At 73.7% G+C, this 16,777-nt stretch carries 9 protein-coding genes; 7 read left to right on the top strand and 2 right to left on the bottom strand.

Going from position 1 to position 16,777, the window contains the following annotated elements; all coding sequences use genetic code 11:
* Nucleotides 1–124 precede the first annotated feature (124 nt).
* On the bottom strand, nucleotides 125–3,064 hold the full coding sequence (locus HEP81_RS14095; protein WP_037660074.1) for a lysylphosphatidylglycerol synthase domain-containing protein: 2,940 nt from the start codon (nucleotides 3,062–3,064) through the stop codon (nucleotides 125–127).
* Between the two features lie 186 nt (nucleotides 3,065–3,250).
* Between HEP81_RS14095 and HEP81_RS14090 the strand changes: the two genes are divergently transcribed.
* The 5 genes from HEP81_RS14090 (at nucleotide 3,251) to nudC (ending at nucleotide 13,525) form a co-directional block, all read left to right on the top strand.
* A complete protein-coding gene (locus HEP81_RS14090) occupies nucleotides 3,251–3,634 on the top strand; it encodes an MGMT family protein (RefSeq protein ID WP_037660076.1) in 384 nt (127 codons plus the stop codon).
* A 206-nt stretch (nucleotides 3,635–3,840) separates the two neighbouring features.
* Nucleotides 3,841–7,362 (top strand): ATP-dependent helicase, encoded by a 3,522-nt coding sequence (locus HEP81_RS14085; protein ID WP_078967564.1) that lies wholly within the window; start codon nucleotides 3,841–3,843, stop codon nucleotides 7,360–7,362.
* Nucleotides 7,363–7,468: 106 nt separating this feature from the next.
* Complete coding sequence (locus tag HEP81_RS14080; protein ID WP_037660079.1) at nucleotides 7,469–10,951, top strand: ATP-dependent DNA helicase; 3,483 nt, start codon at nucleotides 7,469–7,471, stop codon at nucleotides 10,949–10,951.
* Nucleotides 10,952–11,021: 70 nt separating this feature from the next.
* Entirely contained in the window at nucleotides 11,022–12,425 is a 1,404-nt protein-coding gene (locus HEP81_RS14075) for a dipeptidase (RefSeq protein WP_037660081.1), read from the top strand.
* Between the two features lie 155 nt (nucleotides 12,426–12,580).
* Complete coding sequence (gene nudC / locus HEP81_RS14070) at nucleotides 12,581–13,525, top strand: NAD(+) diphosphatase (RefSeq protein WP_037660084.1); 945 nt, start codon at nucleotides 12,581–12,583, stop codon at nucleotides 13,523–13,525.
* Between the two features lie 76 nt (nucleotides 13,526–13,601).
* On the opposite strand, the gene HEP81_RS14065 is transcribed toward nudC, so the two are convergent.
* On the bottom strand, nucleotides 13,602–13,844 hold the full coding sequence (locus HEP81_RS14065) for a mycoredoxin (protein WP_037660088.1): 243 nt from the start codon (nucleotides 13,842–13,844) through the stop codon (nucleotides 13,602–13,604).
* A 172-nt stretch (nucleotides 13,845–14,016) separates the two neighbouring features.
* On the opposite strand from HEP81_RS14065, the gene HEP81_RS14060 reads away from it, so the two are divergent.
* Together HEP81_RS14060 and HEP81_RS14055 are read left to right on the top strand one after the other, a co-directional pair.
* Nucleotides 14,017–16,224: an ATP-dependent DNA helicase UvrD2 gene (locus tag HEP81_RS14060; protein ID WP_190275994.1), complete on the top strand. Its 2,208-nt coding sequence runs from the start codon at nucleotides 14,017–14,019 to the stop codon at nucleotides 16,222–16,224.
* A 163-nt stretch (nucleotides 16,225–16,387) separates the two neighbouring features.
* The gene (locus HEP81_RS14055) at nucleotides 16,388–16,711 is read left to right on the top strand and encodes a hypothetical protein (protein ID WP_078967565.1); all 324 of its coding nucleotides are present in this window, start codon (nucleotides 16,388–16,390) and stop codon (nucleotides 16,709–16,711) included.
* Nucleotides 16,712–16,777: the final 66 nt, after the last annotated feature.

Genomic DNA, 16,777 nt, shown 5'->3' with positions numbered 1-16,777 from the left:
ATCCTGCGGGCCCCCGCGCCGGGCCGCGCGGGGCACGGTCCGTACGAGGTACGACGTTCATTGGGCCGCCCCGTGAGCCCCGACAAGGCCCCCGCGGGGTTCCCCCGAAGGGTCGGCCCGGGGCCTACAGGGCTCCCTTACGGGTCAGGTGATTGAACGCCAGCCACCCGGGCAGCACCGGAAGCCACAGCGTCATCAGCCGGAACAGCAGTACGGCGGGCGCCGCGACCTCCTTGGGCAGGCCGAAGGCGATCAGGCCGAGGGTGAGGCTCGCCTCGATCGCGCCGACGCCACCGGGGGTCGGCGCGGCCGAGCCGAGCGCGTTGCCGGCGAGGAAGACGACCGCGACGCTGGCGATGCTCAGCGTGGTCATGCCGTGGCCGAAGGCGCGTACGGCGGCGTCGAGGCACATCACGTTGCACGCGGTCAGCAGGAGCATGCCGCCGATGCCGGTGACCAGCTTCTGGGGCCGCTGGAGCACATCGAGCATGCGCGGCACGACCCCGGCGAACAGCGACCTGACCCGGGTGACCACGAACTTCCGCAGGAACGGCACCGAGGTCACCACCAGCACCAGCACCGCGACGGTCAGCAGACCCGCGATCACGGTCCGGGACGGCGACAGCGAGGGCGTCTTCTCGGTGCCGGTCAGATAGCCGAAGGACAGCAGCATCAGGATGTGGCAGCCCAGCCCGAACAGCTGCGAGGCGCCGACGCTCGCCACCGCGAGCCCCGGGCGCACGCCCGCGCGCTGGAGGAAGCGCGTGTTCAGCGCCACCCCGCCGACCGCCGCCGGCGCCACGATCTTCACGAAGGAACCGGCGACCTGCGCCGCCACTGTCCGCGGGAACGGCACCCGCTCCGGCACGAAGCCCAGCAGCGCCATCGCCGCCGCCACATAGCTCAGCGCCGAGAACAGCGCCGCCGCGATCACCCAGCCCCACTGGGCCTGCGAGAACAGCGTGCCGAACTGGATATGGGTGAGCTGCGTCAGCAGGAAGTACGCGCCGATCGCGCCGGCGATGAAGCTGATCAGCGTGCGCGGCCGCACCCGCTCCAGCCGGGCCGGCTGCACCGGGGCCTGCGGCCTGATCCGCAGCACCTGGTGCCGGATCTGGGTGAGCAGGTCCTCCTCGCGGGCCTCCTCTATGGCCTCGTCGATCGCTCGCCGCTCGGCCCGCTGCTCCGCTCGTACGACCTTCTTGTTCGACTTGTCCGACTTGTCGAGTTCATTGAGTCTGTCGAGCTGCTCATCGGCGTCGGCACCCTCGGCGAGGGTCGTCCCGTTCGCCTCCGCGGCCTCCCGCAGCCGGGCCAGCTTGGCCTGGTGGGACGCCTCCAGGACCGCCTCCCGCTCCCGCTGGGCACGCTCGCGGCCCAGCCGGCGCAGGGTGTTGCGGGTGGAACGGGTGAGCGCGATCGGCTGGAGCATCGGCAGGCAGTCGGCCACCGCGTCGGGCCCGAGCACCTCGACCGCCGAGGCCACCGCGCGCTCCGCGCCGACCCGCAGGCCCAGCGTGGTCAGCAGCTGGGCCACGTCCATGCGCAGCAGCAGCTCACCGGCCGCGATCTCGCCGCCGCGCAGCTCGGCAAGGATCACCTCGCCGGACCGGCCCACCAGGATCGCGTCCCCGGCCAGCCTGCGGTGCGCGATGCGCCGCGACTGGAGGGCGCGCACCTGCGACCAGGCGCTGCGCAGCAGATCGTCGGTGATCTCCTCGTCCGCCAGCGCGTCCAGGGTGCGCCCGCCGGTGTGCTCGTAGACCAGCATCACCGCGTCCGGGCCCAGCTCGGAGGTGGCGATCAGCTTCGGCGCGTTGGCGCCCGCCGCGATCGCCGCGTAGGCCAGCAGCGCCTCCTGCTCCAGCGCCTGGCGCAGCGACTGGAGGCTGGAGCGGGTGGCGAAGCCGCGCAGGGTGAGATTGCGCCACGCCCGGTAGAAGAAGCCCTGGGCCTGCTGTTCCCGGTCCACGACCGTGACGTCCAGCGGCGGCCCGTCCTCCAGGGTGACGAAGTAGCGCCGGCCCCGGTCGCCGTTCTCGCTCTCCACGACCTCCTCGCGGGCCGCGCCGACCGGGCGGAAGCCGACGTGCCGCAGGCCCGCCAGCAGGGTCTGGCCGGTGGGCCGGACATTGGGCGAGCCGACCGCGTACAGCGTGCCGTAGGCCACCGACCAGCCGATCAGCACCGTCAGGACGATGGAGAAGGCGGTCGTGTAGCCGGTGACCAGCATGGAGAACGCGTCCAGCAGCAGCACGATCCACAGCACGGAGCGCCAGCGGGGTCTGCGGGACATGCCGACGGCCGTCATATAGGCGATGACGGGCGCCAGGTAGCCGTGCACCGGATCGGTGAGGGCGTGTACGTCGACCGGTGACGGCTGGGTCAGCGCGTCCTGGATCGAGCCCGGCGCGGCCCGCGCGACCCATAGGTCGGTGGCGAGCGTCACCCCGTGCGCGAGGACCGCGGCCAGGACGCCGTCGGCGATGCGCAGCCCGTCCCGTTTGATCAGCCGTTCGATCGCGAAGGCGACCGGGACCAGCAGGATCGCGATGCTGGACGCCAGCCCCGCGAATCTGATCAGCAGATCGGGGGCCTGCCCGGTGCCCTTGTTGATGTCCTGTTCGAGGCCCGAGGTGGTGCCGTGCGCGAACGCGGCGACGGCCAGCAGCACCACGATGGCGAGCAGGCCGACCAGGAGCCGCATCAGATCGGAGGGCCGGTGCACCCGGGCCGGGAGCAGCGGTTCGTCGCCCTCCACCGGGTCCGGGTGATCCGGGTCCGGGTGCTCCGGGTCCGGATGGTCCGGGTCCGGGTGGTCGGCACCCCGATCCGTGCGCGGATCGCCGTCGTCTGCGTCGCCTCCGGAGCCGCTCCGGTCGGTCGGCGGGTTCTGCGGGATGTGCGCCCCCTCGGTGCGTTCCGCCTCGGTGCGTTCCGTGTCCGCGGGGTGCGGATCTCGGCGGGCGTCCTGGCCGCCCTCGCCCTTACGGCCGGTGTCCGGGCGTGCGCCGGCGTCAGGGGTGCCCGACCCGCCCTCGGGGTGCACTCCCTGCTGTTTCATGATCTCTTCTTGGTCTCGTATCACCGGTCACCGCCCGCACGATGGTGGCATGTCCCACCGACACACACGGGCGCCAGGGTGCGGATGCGCGGTCGCACAGTCTGCCGGAAGCGCCGCCCGGGGGCGAGAGGAACGTTCGCTCCACCGGGCTCCACGATGTCGGTGGGGTGCGGCAGGATGGGACGAATGAGCGAGCGGAGCCCCGGAGCGGAACCCCGCGAGACGCACCCGGACGACCTGCCCGAGTACGCCGAGCGGGTCCTTGAGGTCGCCGAGCTGATCCCGCCGGGACGGGTCATGACGTACGGCGATGTCGCCGAGTGGCTGGAGGAGGGCGGCCCGCGCCAGGTCGGCCGGGTGATGTCCCTGTACGGCGGCGCCGTGCCGTGGTGGCGCGTCGTACGCTCCGACGGGGTGCTGCTGCCGGGCCACGAACTGCGCGCGCTCGGGCACTACCGCGCCGAGGGCACACCGCTGCGCGAGGCGAGCACAAGTGCCGAGGGTCACCTGCCGCGGCTCGACATGCGGCGGGCCCGGTGGGACGGCGGTGCGGACGCGGGTCACACCTGACAGCTTCCGCCATCGGAGGCGGTCGGCGGCAACCTGTACTCCGTACGGGTGATACCCGGGACGTCCGCGGTATGCCGTACGTTCGAGAGTCGGCGGTATCGCGCCGGCGGCCTGTGCGCACCTCACCCGGAGCTCACCGCCCCGCGCGCGCGACCGTCCGCTCGCCCGCACGACCAGCAGTACGACCACCAGGACCGGCCAACCACGTGAGCTCCTCCTTCTCCACCGGACACCCGCCGCACCCCGAGGCGCGGCGGGGGAGCCGTGGCGCTTACCGCCTGGTCCGTACCCCGCCGGACCGGACGGCTCCTCCTGTTCTGGACGCCGCCCAGCGCGCCGTGGTTGACCACCGCACCGGGCCCCTGCTCGTGCTCGCGGGACCCGGCACCGGCAAGACGACCACCCTGGTCGAGTCGGTGGCCGCGCGGATCGCCCGGGGCGCCGACCCCGAGCGCATCCTGGTGCTCACGTTCAGCCGCCGGGCCGCCGTCGACCTGCGCGACCGGATGGCCCTGCGCATCGGCGCGGCCCGCGCGCCCCGGGCGACCACCTTCCACTCGTACAGCTACGCCCTGGTCCGCGCCCACCAGGACAGCGGGCTGTTCGTCGAGCCGCTGCGGCTGCTCTCCGGCCCCGAGCAGGACGTCACCGTCCGCGAGCTGCTGGCCGGGCAGCCCGAGCTGGAGCGGCTGGGGCTGACCCATGTGCGCTGGCCGGACGAGCTGCGCGCCTGCCTGACCACGCGCGGCTTCGCCGACGAGGTACGCGCCGTGCTCGCCCGCAGCCGTGAGCTGGGGCTCGCCCCGGACGCCCTGGACGCGTTCGCCCGCCGCATCGGGCGTCCCGACTGGCGCGCGGCCGCCGCGTTCCTCGCCGAGTACCTCGACGTGCTCGACCTCCAGGGTGTGATCGACTACGCCGAGCTGGTGCACCGCGCGGTCCTGCTCGCCCGCCGCCCCGAGGTCGCCGCGGACCTCGCCGCGCGGTACGACGCGGTGTACGTGGACGAGTACCAGGACACCGACCCCGCCCAGGTACGACTCCTGCACGCGCTGGCCGGCGGCGGCCGCACCCTGGTCGCGCTCGGCGACCCCGACCAGTCGATCTACACCTTCCGGGGCGCCGATGTGAACGGCATCCTCGGCTTCCCGGAGGCCTTCCCACGCCGCGACGGCGGACCGGCGCCCGTCCAGGTGCTGCGCACCAACCGCCGCTCCGGCGCGCGCCTGCTGGCCGCGACCCGGCTGATCACCCAGCGGATGCCGCTGCCCCGACTGCCCGCCGACAAGGTGCGCGCCCACCGGGAGCCGGCCGCGGCCCGGGACGGCGGCCGGGCCGAGGTCTACACGTATCCGACCCCCGGCACCGAGCTGGACAACATCGCGGACATCCTGCGCCGCGCCCACCTGGAGGACGGCCTCCCCTGGCGCGAGATGGCCGTCCTGGTCCGCGCCGGCGCCCGCTCCCTGCCGACCCTGCGCCGCGCCCTGACCGCGGCGGGCGTCCCCCTGGACATCGACGGCGACGACCTCCCCCTGCGCCACGAGCCCGCGGTGGCCCCCCTGCTGACGGCACTGCGCGCGGTGGCGAGGGCGGAGGCGCCGGGGAGGGGCGAGCCGGGCGAAGCGGCTCGGGGCGGCGGGGAGCGGGAGCCGGGGGAGCGGGATGCGGTGGAGCGGGTCCCGGGGGACCGGGAGCCGGGGGAATGGGACTCGGTGGAGCAGGTCCCGGAGGACCGGGACCTGGAAGAGCCCGCGCCTGGCTCTCCGGACCTCGCGGAGCCGCCCGCGCCGGACTCTGCCGACCCCGCGGAGCCGTCCGCGTCGGATTCCGCCGACCCCGCAGCGCAGCCCCGCTGGCTCGACACCGAGACGGCGCTCACCCTGCTCGCCTCGCCGCTCGCCGGTATGGACGCGGCCGATCTGCGGCGGCTCGGGCGGGCGTTGCGGGAGGAGGAGCGGGCCGGCGGGAACATGGTGCCGCCGCCCTCCGACGAACTGCTCACGCGGGCGCTCGCCGAGCCGGAGCGGCTGGCGGTGCACGACCCGGCGTACGCCCGCGGCGCCCAGCGACTCGGCGCGCTACTGCGCACGGCCCGCGAGCGCCTCGCGAACGGCGGCACCGCCGAGGAGGCACTGTGGGACCTGTGGAACGGCACACCCTGGCCCGGCCGTCTGGAGCGGGCCGCCCGGCGCGGCGGTGCGGCGGGCCGTAACGCCGACCGGGACCTGGACGCCGTCTGCGCCCTGTTCGCCACCGCCGCGCGCGCCGAGGAGCGCACCGGCGGCCGCGGCGCCCTGAACTTCCTGGCCGAGATCGAGGCCGAGGACATCGCCGCCGACACACTGACCCGCCGTGCGGTACGGCCCGACGCCGTCCGTCTGATGACCGCGCACCGCGCCAAGGGCCTGGAGTGGCGCCTGGTCGTCGTCGCCGGTGTCCAGGAGGGCCTGTGGCCGGACCTCAGACGCCGCGGCTCACTCCTGGAGGCCGACCGCATCGGCCGCGACGGACTCGCCGAACCGCTCACCCCGGGCGCCCTGCTCGCCGAGGAGCGCCGGCTCTTCTACGCCGCCGCCACCCGCGCGCGCGACCGCCTCGTCGTCACCGCCGTGAAGGCACCCGCCGAGGACGGCGACCAGCCCTCCCGGTTCCTGACCGAACTGGGCGTCGAGCCGAAGGACGTCACCGGCCGCCCCCGGCGCCCGCTGGCCGTCGCCGCGCTGGTGGCCGAGCTGCGCGCCACCACCGTCGACCCGGCCGCCTCCGCCGCCCTGCGCGAGGCCGCCGCCCGCCGTCTGGCCCGGCTCGCCGCGCTCACCGACGAGGATGACCGTCCCCTCGTACCGGCCGCCCATCCCTCACGCTGGTGGGGCATGTTCGAGCCGACCGAGAGCAAGGTGCCGCTGCGCCACCGGGACCAGCCCGTCGTGCTGTCCGGCAGCGCCCTCGACCAACTCGCCAACACCTGCGCCCTCCAGTGGTTCCTGGGCCGCGAGGTGAAGGCCGACGCGCCCGCCACCACCGCCCAGGGCTTCGGCAATGTCGTCCATGTCCTCGCCGACGAGGTCGCCTCCGGGCGCACCCCGGCCGACCTGGACGTCCTCATGGAGCGCCTGGACTCGGTGTGGAACGCGCTCGCCTTCGACGCGCCCTGGAAGTCGCGCCAGGAGAAGGACAACGCCCGCGCCGCACTCGAACGCTTTCTCAACTGGCACGTGATAAACCGTTCCACTCGCACCTCCGTCGCCAGCGAGCAGGACTTCGACGTCACCCTGGAGGCGGGCGAGTACCAGGTCCGTATCCGCGGCCAGATGGACCGGGTCGAGACGGACGCCGAGGGCCGCGCCTACGTGGTCGACTTCAAGACCGGCAAACAGGCGCCCACCGCGCGCGAGGTGGAGCTTCACCCCCAGCTCGCCGTCTACCAGCTCGCCGTGCGCGAGGGCGCCGTCGACACCGCCTTCGACGGGGAGCACCCCGAGCCCGGCGGCGCCGAACTGGTGCACCTGCGGCAGGGCGCCGCCAAGCGCGACGGCGGCGAGACCCTGCCCAAGGTGCAGACCCAGGAGCCGCTCACCGGGGAGTGGGTCGGCGAACTGCTGGCCACCGCCGCGGGAAAGGTCCTGGACGAGCGGTTCGGGCCGACCGCCGGCCAGCACTGCGCCCACTGCGCCTTCCGCGCCTCGTGCAGCGCACGCCCCGAGGGGCGGCACGTGGTGGAGTGACGTACCGCACCCCGAGCACCGCACTCCCGTCCCTGACCTGCGCCTGCTTCCGGCCCCGTGATCGGCGCGCACGGGATTGTCAGTGGCTGCCGCTACCTTTTTGGACATGCCCGCCCATCTCACCGATCCCGAGCAGCTCAAGGAGCTCCTCGGCATCCCCTTCACCCCGGAGCAGACGGCCTGCATCACCGCGCCGCCCGCCCCGCAGGTGATCGTGGCCGGTGCCGGTTCGGGCAAGACGACGGTGATGGCGGCCCGCGTGGTCTGGCTGGCCGGCACCGGACAGGTCGCCCCCGAGCAGGTCCTCGGGCTGACCTTCACCAACAAGGCCGCGGGCGAACTGGCCGAGCGTGTCCGCAAGGCACTCGTCAAGGCGGGCGTCACCGACCCCGACACGATCGACCCGGACAACCCCCCGGGCGAGCCGGTCATCTCCACGTACCACTCCTTCGCCGGCCGCCTCCTCACCGACCACGGCCTGCGCATCGGCCTGGAGCCCGCCTCCCGCCTCCTCGCCGACGCCACCCGCTACCAGCTCGCCGCCCGCGTGCTGCGCGAGGCCCCCGGCCCCTACCCGGCGCTCACCCGCTCCTTCGCCGACCTGGTCAGCGATCTGCTCGCCCTGGACTCCGAACTCTCCGAACACCTGGTGGAACCCGGCGAACTGCGGGCCTGGGACGCCGATTTGCTGACCACCCTCCAGGACGCCAAGCTCAGCAACGCCGAACTGCGCAAGGTCCCCGAGACCGCCACCGCCCGCCGCGAACTCGCCGCACTGGTCCAGCGCTACCGCACCGCCAAACGCGAACGCGACCTGCTCGACTTCGGCGACCAGATCGCCCTGTCCGCCCGCCTCGCGACCCTGCCCGAGGTGGGCCGTCTGCTGCGCGAGGAGTTCCGGGTGGTCCTCCTGGACGAGTACCAGGACACCTCCGTCGCCCAACGCGTCCTGCTCGCGGGCCTGTTCGGATCCGGCAGCGGCCACCCGGTGACCGCCGTGGGCGACCCCTGCCAGGCCATCTACGGCTGGCGCGGCGCCTCCGTCGCCAACCTGGACGACTTCCCCGACCACTTCCGCCATGCCGACGGCAGCCCTGCCACCCGCCAGGCGCTCAGCGAGAACCGCCGCAGCGGCGGCCGCCTCCTCGACCTCGCCAACGGACTCGCCGCCCCCCTGCGCGCCCTGCACGAGGGCGTCGAGGCCCTGCGCCCGGCCCCCGGCGCCGAGCGCGACGGCCTGGTCCGCTGCGCCCTGCTGCCCACCCACGCCGAGGAGCTGGACTGGCTCGCCGACTCCGTCGCCCACCTCGTGCGCACCGGCACCGCACCCGGTGAGATCGCCGTCCTGTGCCGTACGGCCGCCGACTTCGCCGCGATCCAGGGCGCGCTGGTCGCCCGGGAGGTCCCCGTCGAGGTGGTCGGCCTGTCCGGGCTGCTGCACCTGCCCGAGGTCGCCGACCTGGTCGCCGTCTGCGAGGTCCTCCAGGGCCCCGGCGCCAACGCGAGCCTGGTACGGCTGCTGACCGGCCCCCGCTGGCGCATCGGCCCCCGCGATCTCGCCCTCCTCGGCCGCCGCGCCCGCCTGCTGGTCGCCCACGCGGGCGCCGCTGACACCGGTGACCCGGACCGCCGGCTCGCCGCCGCCGTGGAGGGCACCGACCCGGCCGAGGTGATATCGCTCGCCGACGCCCTGGACACCTTCCTGGACGCCCACGGCGGGGACGAGGACGGGCTGCCCTTCTCCCCGGACGCCCGGGTGCGCTTCGCCCGCCTCGCCACCGAACTGCGCGATCTGCGCCGCGCGCTGTCCGACCCGCTGATGGACGTCCTGCACCGCGTCCTCGCCGTCACCGGCCTGGAGGTGGAGCTGTCGGCGTCCCCGGGCGCCCTGGCCGCCCGCCGCCGCGAGACCCTCGCCAACTTCCTCGATGTCGCCGCCGCCTTCGCCGCGGGCGACGGCGAGGCCACCCTGCTCGCCTTCCTGGGCTTCCTGCGCACCGCCGTCCAGTACGAGAAGGGCCTCGACAACGCCCTGCCCGGCGGCGAGAACACCGTCAAGGTGCTCACCGCGCACAAGTCCAAGGGCCTGGAGTGGGACGTCGTGGCCGTGCCCGGACTGGTCACCGGCACCTTCCCCAGCGCCCAGGGCCGCGACAAGTGGACCGCGCAGGCCAAGGTGCTGCCGCACGCCCTGCGCGGCGACGCCGCCACCCTGCCCGACGTGGACGGCTGGGACGCGCGCGGCATGAAGGCGTTCCACGAGGCCATGAAGGAGCACCAGCACACCGAGGAACTCCGCCTCGGCTATGTCACCTTCACCCGCCCCCGCTCCCTCCTGCTCGGCTCCGGCCACTGGTGGGGCCCCAGCCAGAAGAAGAAGCGCGGCCCCTCCGACTTCCTCCAGGAGCTGTACGCGCACTGCGCCGCCGGGCACGGCGAGATCGAGGTCTGGGCCGAGGAGCCCGCCGACGACGAGGAGAACCCGGCCCTGCGGGAGCCCGACGCCGACCTGGCCTGGCCGCTGCCCCTCGACGCCGACGCCCTCGCCCGCCGCCGCGCCGCCGCCGAGACCGTCCTCGCCCACCTCGACACCCTGCCCGCCACCGGCCCGGCCCCCGCCGACCCGGCCACCCACGAGGACCCGGACTGGCCGACACCGCCGGAGGAACCGCCGTACGAAGAGCCGTACGAGGAGCCGCCGTACGACGGGCCGTACGAGGAATCGCCGTACGACGAGGTCGACGACGGGCCGCCGTACGAGGACCCGAGCGGCGCCGGGCCGCGCCACGAGCCCTACGGCGACGATCCGCACACCGGCGCCCCCGTCATCCCCCACCAGGCACCCGCCCCCGCCGAGCCGGGCCCCCGCTCCGACCTCACCCCCGAGGAGTCGCGCCTGATCGCCTCCTGGGACCGCGATCTGGACGCGCTCGCCGGGGAACTGCTGCTGGCCCGCCGCGCCGTCACGGACGTACCCCTGCCCGCCACGCTCACCGCCACCCAGCTGCTGCGGCTGGCCGAGGACCCGGACGGGCTCGCGCAGGAACTCGCGCGCCCCATGCCGCGCCCCCCGCAGCGGGCCGCGCGCCGGGGCACCCGCTTCCACGCCTGGGTGGAGTCGCGCTACGAGGAGCTGGCGCTGCCCCTGCTGGAGCCCGACGAGCTGCCCGGCGCCGACGCCGAGATCGCCGACGAAGAGGACCTGGAGGCCCTCAAGGAAGCCTTCGAACGCACCGAGTACGCCCGGCGCACGCCCTACCGCGTCGAGGAGCCGGTCCAGGTCGTCCTCGCCGGCCGGGTCGTGCGCGGCCGGATCGACGCCGTCTACCGGGAGGGCGAGGGCGCGTCGGCGACGTACGAGATCGTGGACTGGAAGACCGGCCGGGAGCACACCGCCGACCCGCTCCAGCTCGCCGTGTACCGGCTGGCCTGGGCCGAACAGCAGGGCGTCCCGCTCCACGCGGTCACCGCCACGTTCCTCTACGTGCGCACCGGGGAGGCCGTACGCCCCCGTGACCTGCCCGGCCGGGCCGCGCTGGAACGGCTGCTCACGGACGGGGCCGGACCGCCGACGGCGAGGGCGACGTGATCCAGCGCGCCCCCCGAGTGTGACGAACCGCCCGCCGAGGATGCGGTCGGGGGCCGATAGGCTCGTGAGCATGAGCCTGACCCCGGACAGCGCCGTCCGCACGTACATCGACCAGCACCGCGCCGCCTTCCTCGACGACCTCACCGCATGGCTGCGCATCCCCTCCGTGTCGGCACAGCCCGACCACGCGCCCGACGTGCGGCGCAGCGCCGACTGGCTCGCCGCGAAGCTGACGGAGACCGGTTTCGCGACCGTGGAGGTCTGGCCCACCGAGGGCGCCCCCGCCGTGTTCGCCGAGTGGCCCTCCGGCGACCCGGACGCGCCGACCGTGCTGGTCTACGGCCACCATGACGTGCAGCCCGCCGCCCGCGAGGACGGCTGGAACAGCGAGCCCTTCGAGCCCGTCGTCCGCGGAAACCGCCTCTACGCGCGCGGCGCCGCCGACGACAAGGGCCAGGTCTTCTTCCACACCCTGGGCGTCCGCGCCCACCTCGCCGCCACCGGCCGCACCGCCCCCGCGGTCAACCTCAAGCTGCTGATCGAGGGCGAGGAGGAGTCCGGCTCCCCGCACTTCCGGGCCCTGGTGGAGGAGCGGGCCGGGCGCCTGGCGGCCGACGCCGTGATCGTCTCCGACACCGGCATGTGGGCCGAGGACACCCCGACGGTGTGCACCGGCATGCGCGGCCTCGCCGAGTGCGAGATCCGGCTGTACGGACCCGACCAGGACATCCACTCCGGCTCCTTCGGCGGCGCCGTGCCCAACCCGGCCACCGCCGTCGCCCGCCTGGTCGCCGCCCTGCACGACGAGCGGGGGCGGGTGGCCGTCCCCGGCTTCTACGACGGTGTCGTGGAGCTGACCGACCGCGAGCGCGCGCTCTTCGCAGAGCTGCCCTTCGACGAGGAGCGCTGGCTGCGCACCGCCAAGTCCCGGGCGACCCTGGGCGAGGCCGGACACACCACCCTGGAGCGCATCTGGGCCCGTCCGACCGCCGAGGTCAACGGCATCGGCGGCGGCTACCAGGGCCCCGGCAGCAAGACGATCATCCCGTCCGCCGCCCTGGTGAAGCTGTCCTTCCGGCTGGTCGCAGGGCAGGACCCCGACCACATCGAGAAGGCGGTCCGCGCCTGGGCCGCCGACCAGGTGCCCGCCGGGATCCGCTGCGAGATCGACTTCGGCTCGGCCACCCGCCCCTGCCTGACCCCGCTCGACCATCCGGCGCTCCAGGCCGTGGCCCGCGCGATGGGCCGCGCATTCGAGGGCCCGGTCCGCTTCACCCGTGAGGGCGGCTCCGGACCCGCCGCCGACCTCCAGGAGGTCCTGGGCGCCCCCGTCCTCTTCCTCGGGATCTCCGTCCCCTCCGACGGCTGGCACGCGCCCGACGAGAAGGTGGAACTGGACCTCCTCCTCAAGGGCGTCGAGACCAGCGCCTACCTGTGGGCCGACCTGGCCGAGAACTGGCGGCCCACGCCCTGACCAGCGGCACCGTGGGGAAGAGCGCCCCGGGCGCGAGGCACACTGGAGACACCGCCCCGCCCGCGCCCGACCCGGTGCGTCCCGTACGCCTGCCGTACGTCCGCCCGAACCGATCGCCGAACCGAACCGCCGTACTGGGGGAGTTGGAAGCACCCGTGACCACCTGGACCGACGACACAGCCGACCGACCCATCTCGCTGACCGCCCCCTGCGGCATCGACCGCGCCGCCCACCACCGGCTGGACGAGGCCTGGCTCGCGGCGGCGTGGAGCCACCCCTCGACCCGCTGTTTCGTGGTCTCCGGCGGCCAGGTGCTCATCGACGAGACGGCCGACGGCCGCACCGAAGTCGTCATGACCCCCTCCTTCGAGGCCCCGCTCACCGAGGCGCACCGCTACTTCCTCGGCATCGACGAGGACGGCGTCGCCTACTTCGCGCTCCAGAAGGACGCGCTGCCCGGCCGCATCGACCAGTCCGCGCGCCCGGCGGGCCTGCGCGAGGCGGGCCTGCTGCTGTCCCCGCGCGACACCGCGCTCATGGTGCACGCGGTCGGCCTGGAGAACTGGCAGCGCACCCACCGCTTCTGCTCCCGCTGCGGCGAGCGGACCGTGATCGCCGCGGCCGGCCACATCCGCCGCTGCCAGGCGTGCGGCGCCGAGCACTACCCGCGCACCGACCCGGCCGTGATCATGGCCGTGACCGACGCGGAGGACCGGATCCTGCTCGGCCGCCAGGTGCACTGGCCCGAGGGCCGCTTCTCCACGCTGGCCGGCTTCGTGGAGCCCGGCGAGACCATCGAGCACGCGGTGCGCCGTGAGGTCGCCGAGGAGGTCGGCGTCACCGTCGGCGACGTCGAGTACGTGGCGAGCCAGCCCTGGCCCTTCCCGTCCAGCCTGATGCTCGGCTTCATGGCGCGCGCCACCACCACCGAGATCGACGTCGACGGTGACGAGATCTCCGAGGCCCGCTGGTTCTCCCGCCAGGAACTGCACGACGCCTTCGAGACCGGCACGGTCCTGCCTCCCTTCGGCATCTCCATCGCCGCCCGCCTGATCGAGATGTGGTACGGCAAGCCACTGCCGACGCGCAGCTTCGTCTGAGGCGCGGCGTCGTCCGAGACATGGAGAAGGGCGGCCCCGCGTCGGGGGCCGCCCTTCTCCGTCGACGCCGACCGCGTCAGGCCGCGAGCTTCTGCTTGACCTGGGCCAGCGAAGGGTTCGTCATCGTGGTGCCGTCCGCGAAGAGCACGGTCGGGACCGTCTGGTTTCCGCCATTCGCCTTCTCCACGAAGGCCGCGGACTCGGGGTCCTGCTCGATGTTGATCTCGGTGTAGGCGATGCCCTCCCGCTCCATCTGGCTCTTCAGCCGACGGCAGTAGCCGCACCAAGTCGTGCTGTACATCGTCACAGTGCCCTGCATCTCTCGCGCTCCTCAGGCAGCTCGGAAAGGTCGTCCGGAGGGAGAACGCGAGGGAGTGCCCCGCCATTCCCACCGGGGGCGCACCGCTCCCACCAGGGCATTAGTACGACAATGAGGTCCCGCCTGTGGACAACCGCCGCGGCCGCTCCGGGCGACCTGGCAGCATGGCTGTGTGACAGCAGCAACGCACTCCCCCCTCTTCCCGCAGGTACCGGCCGTCCCTGACTCGGCCGACGCGGTGCTCGAAGGGCTCGACCCCGAGCAGCGCGAGGTGGCCACCACCCTGCGCGGACCGGTGTGCGTGCTGGCCGGCGCGGGCACCGGCAAGACCCGGGCGATCACCCACCGCATCGCCTACGGGGTGCGCTCCGGCATCCTCCAGCCCGCCAGCGTGCTCGCCGTCACCTTCACCAACCGCGCCGCGGGCGAGATGCGCGGCCGGCTGCGCCAGCTCGGCGCCCAGGGCGTCCAGGCCCGCACCTTCCACTCCGCGGCACTGCGCCAGCTCCAGTACTTCTGGCCGAAAGCCGTCGGTGGCAGCCTGCCCCGGCTGGTCGACCGCAAGATCCAGCTCGTCGCCGACGCGGCCGCCGGACTCGGCACCCGGCTCGACCGCGGCGAGCTGCGCGATGTCACCGGCGAGATCGAATGGTGCAAGGTCACCCAGACCATCCCCGCCGATTATCCGTACGCTGCCGCGAAGGCCGGCCGCGAGGCCCCTCGCGACCCCACCGAGATCGCACATCTGTACGCGGCCTACGAGGACCTCAAACGCGACCGCGCGGTGATCGACTTCGAGGACGTCCTGCTGCTCACCGTCGCCGTCCTCCAGGACCGCCAGGACATCGCCGAACAGGTCCGCGCCCAGTACCAGCACTTCGTGGTGGACGAGTACCAGGACGTCAGCCCCCTCCAGCAGCGCCTGCTGGACCTGTGGCTCGGCGACCGCGACGACCTGTGCGTGGTCGGCGACGCCAGCCAGACCATCTACTCGTTCACCGGAGCAACGCCCGACCATCTGCTCGACTTCCGCGCCCGCCACCCCGGCGCCACCGTCGTCAAGCTGGTCCGCGACTACCGCTCCACCCCCCAGGTCGTCCGCCTCGCCAACGGACTGCTCGCCCAGGCCCACGGCCGCGCCGCCGACCACCGGCTGGAACTCGTCTCCCAGCGCCCCTCGGGACCCGAACCCGGCTACACCGAGTACACCGACGAGCCCGCCGAGGCCGAAGGCGCCGCCCGCCGCATCCGCGAGCTGATCGACGCCGGCGTCCCGGCCGCCGAGATCGCCGTCCTGTTCCGCACCAACTCCCAGTCCGAGACCTATGAGCAGGCGCTCGCCGACGCCGGTGTTCCCTACCAGCTGCGCGGCGCCGAGCGCTTCTTCGACCGGCCCGAGGTGCGCAAGGCCGGCCTCGCCCTGCGCGGCGCCGCCCGCTTCGGGGGCAATGACTCCCGCCTGGACGACGTCGTGGACCTGCCCTCCCAGGTGCGCGCCGTGCTGTCGGGGGAGGGCGGCTGGACCATCCAGCCGCCGGCCGGCTCCGGCGCCGTCAGAGAGCGCTGGGAGTCCCTCACCGCCCTGGTCAACCTCGCCCAGGACCTCGCCGCCGCCCGCCCCGGCGCCACCCTCGCCGACTTCGTCGCCGAACTGGACGAGCGGGCGGCCGCCCAGCACGCCCCAACCGTCCAGGGCGTCACCCTCGCCTCCCTGCACGCGGCCAAGGGCCTGGAATGGGACGCCGTCTTCCTGGTGGGCGTCGCCGAGGGCATGCTGCCCATCACCTACGCCAGGACCGACGAACAGATCGAGGAGGAACGCCGCCTCCTGTACGTCGGGGTCACCCGCGCCCGTGAACGCCTCCATGTCTCCTGGTCCCTGTCCCGCTCACCCGGCGGCCGCCACAACCGCAGGCCCAGCCGCTTCCTCGACGGACTGCGCCCCGGCACCACCCCCACCGTCGGCCGCAGCGCCGGGTCCGTCGGGGGCGTCGAGCGCGGCATCCGGGGCGTGGACGCCACCGCGGTGCCCCGGCGCGCCCAGCGCACCCCGGCCCGCTGCCGGGTCTGCGGCCGCACCCTCACCGACGCCGGCGAGATGAAGCTGATGCGCTGCGAGGACTGCCCCTCCGACATGGACGAGGGGCTCTACGAGCGGCTGCGCGCATGGCGCGCCGTCCAGGCCGCGAACAGCGGGCAGCCGGACTTCTGCGTCTTCACCGACCGCACCCTGATGGCCATCGCCGAGAACCGCCCGGACAGCCCCGCCGAGCTCTCCCGCATCCCCGGCGTCCTCAGTCGCAAGCTGCGCAGCTATGGAGCCGAAGTCCTGGCCATCTGCGCAGGTCAGGAGCTTGATGGTGAGATCGCGGTGGACTGATACGAACTCGTCGCAAAAATAGTTTGCGCACGCGCCGGGAATCCCCATAGGTTCTAGGCACGGAAGCAGCGGCCTTCTCCAAGGCCCGCCCTCCGTGATGTACTTGCACATACGAAACGGATCGGTTCACCGGTCCCAGAGACGCCGAGAGGAGGCGAGTCCAGTGATCAGCATCAACGTCAGCAACATCAGCACGGCCAAACTGACCGATCGCTCGGCCGTCTCCCTGTGCCTGCTCGGCGCCTTTGACCGGGGCACCGGTCTGTCCGGCATCCGTGCCGCGCACCCGGCGTCCTCCCTGCCCGTCGCGGGCCTTCCCGTCCGCGATGAGCGCAATGAGCGACCGACCAAGGCACTGGGAGCAGTAGAAGCACAGGCACACGCCTATGCCTTTACGGCGACTGGTGCCGGATTCCGGAAGCAGACGACGCAGCACCACCAGATGTGGGCCTTCCGTGGGCCAGAACCCTGGAGTTATCCAGCCTGATTCGATCAGGCCGGCGCCTTCAGGGCCGCGGAACCCCATCCGGGATCCGCGGCCCTTCAGTTTTTC

The organism is Streptomyces griseofuscus (assembly GCF_014673495.1).
GTDB classification, from domain to species: domain Bacteria; phylum Actinomycetota; class Actinomycetes; order Streptomycetales; family Streptomycetaceae; genus Streptomyces; species Streptomyces murinus.
This window is presented reverse-complemented; position numbering and strand designations above follow the sequence as displayed.

Excerpts from the sequence above, each read along its gene's own strand:
- HEP81_RS14080 (WP_037660079.1), top strand. The coding sequence starts at position 7,469 with ATGCCCGCCCATCTCACCGATCCCGAGCAGCTCAAGGAGCTCCTCGGC.
- HEP81_RS14065 (WP_037660088.1), bottom strand. The coding sequence starts at position 13,844 with ATGCAGGGCACTGTGACGATGTACAGCACGACTTGGTGCGGCTACTGC.
- HEP81_RS14075 (WP_037660081.1), top strand. The coding sequence starts at position 11,022 with ATGAGCCTGACCCCGGACAGCGCCGTCCGCACGTACATCGACCAGCAC.
- HEP81_RS14095 (WP_037660074.1), bottom strand. The coding sequence starts at position 3,064 with ATGAAACAGCAGGGAGTGCACCCCGAGGGCGGGTCGGGCACCCCTGAC.
- HEP81_RS14090 (WP_037660076.1), top strand. The coding sequence starts at position 3,251 with ATGAGCGAGCGGAGCCCCGGAGCGGAACCCCGCGAGACGCACCCGGAC.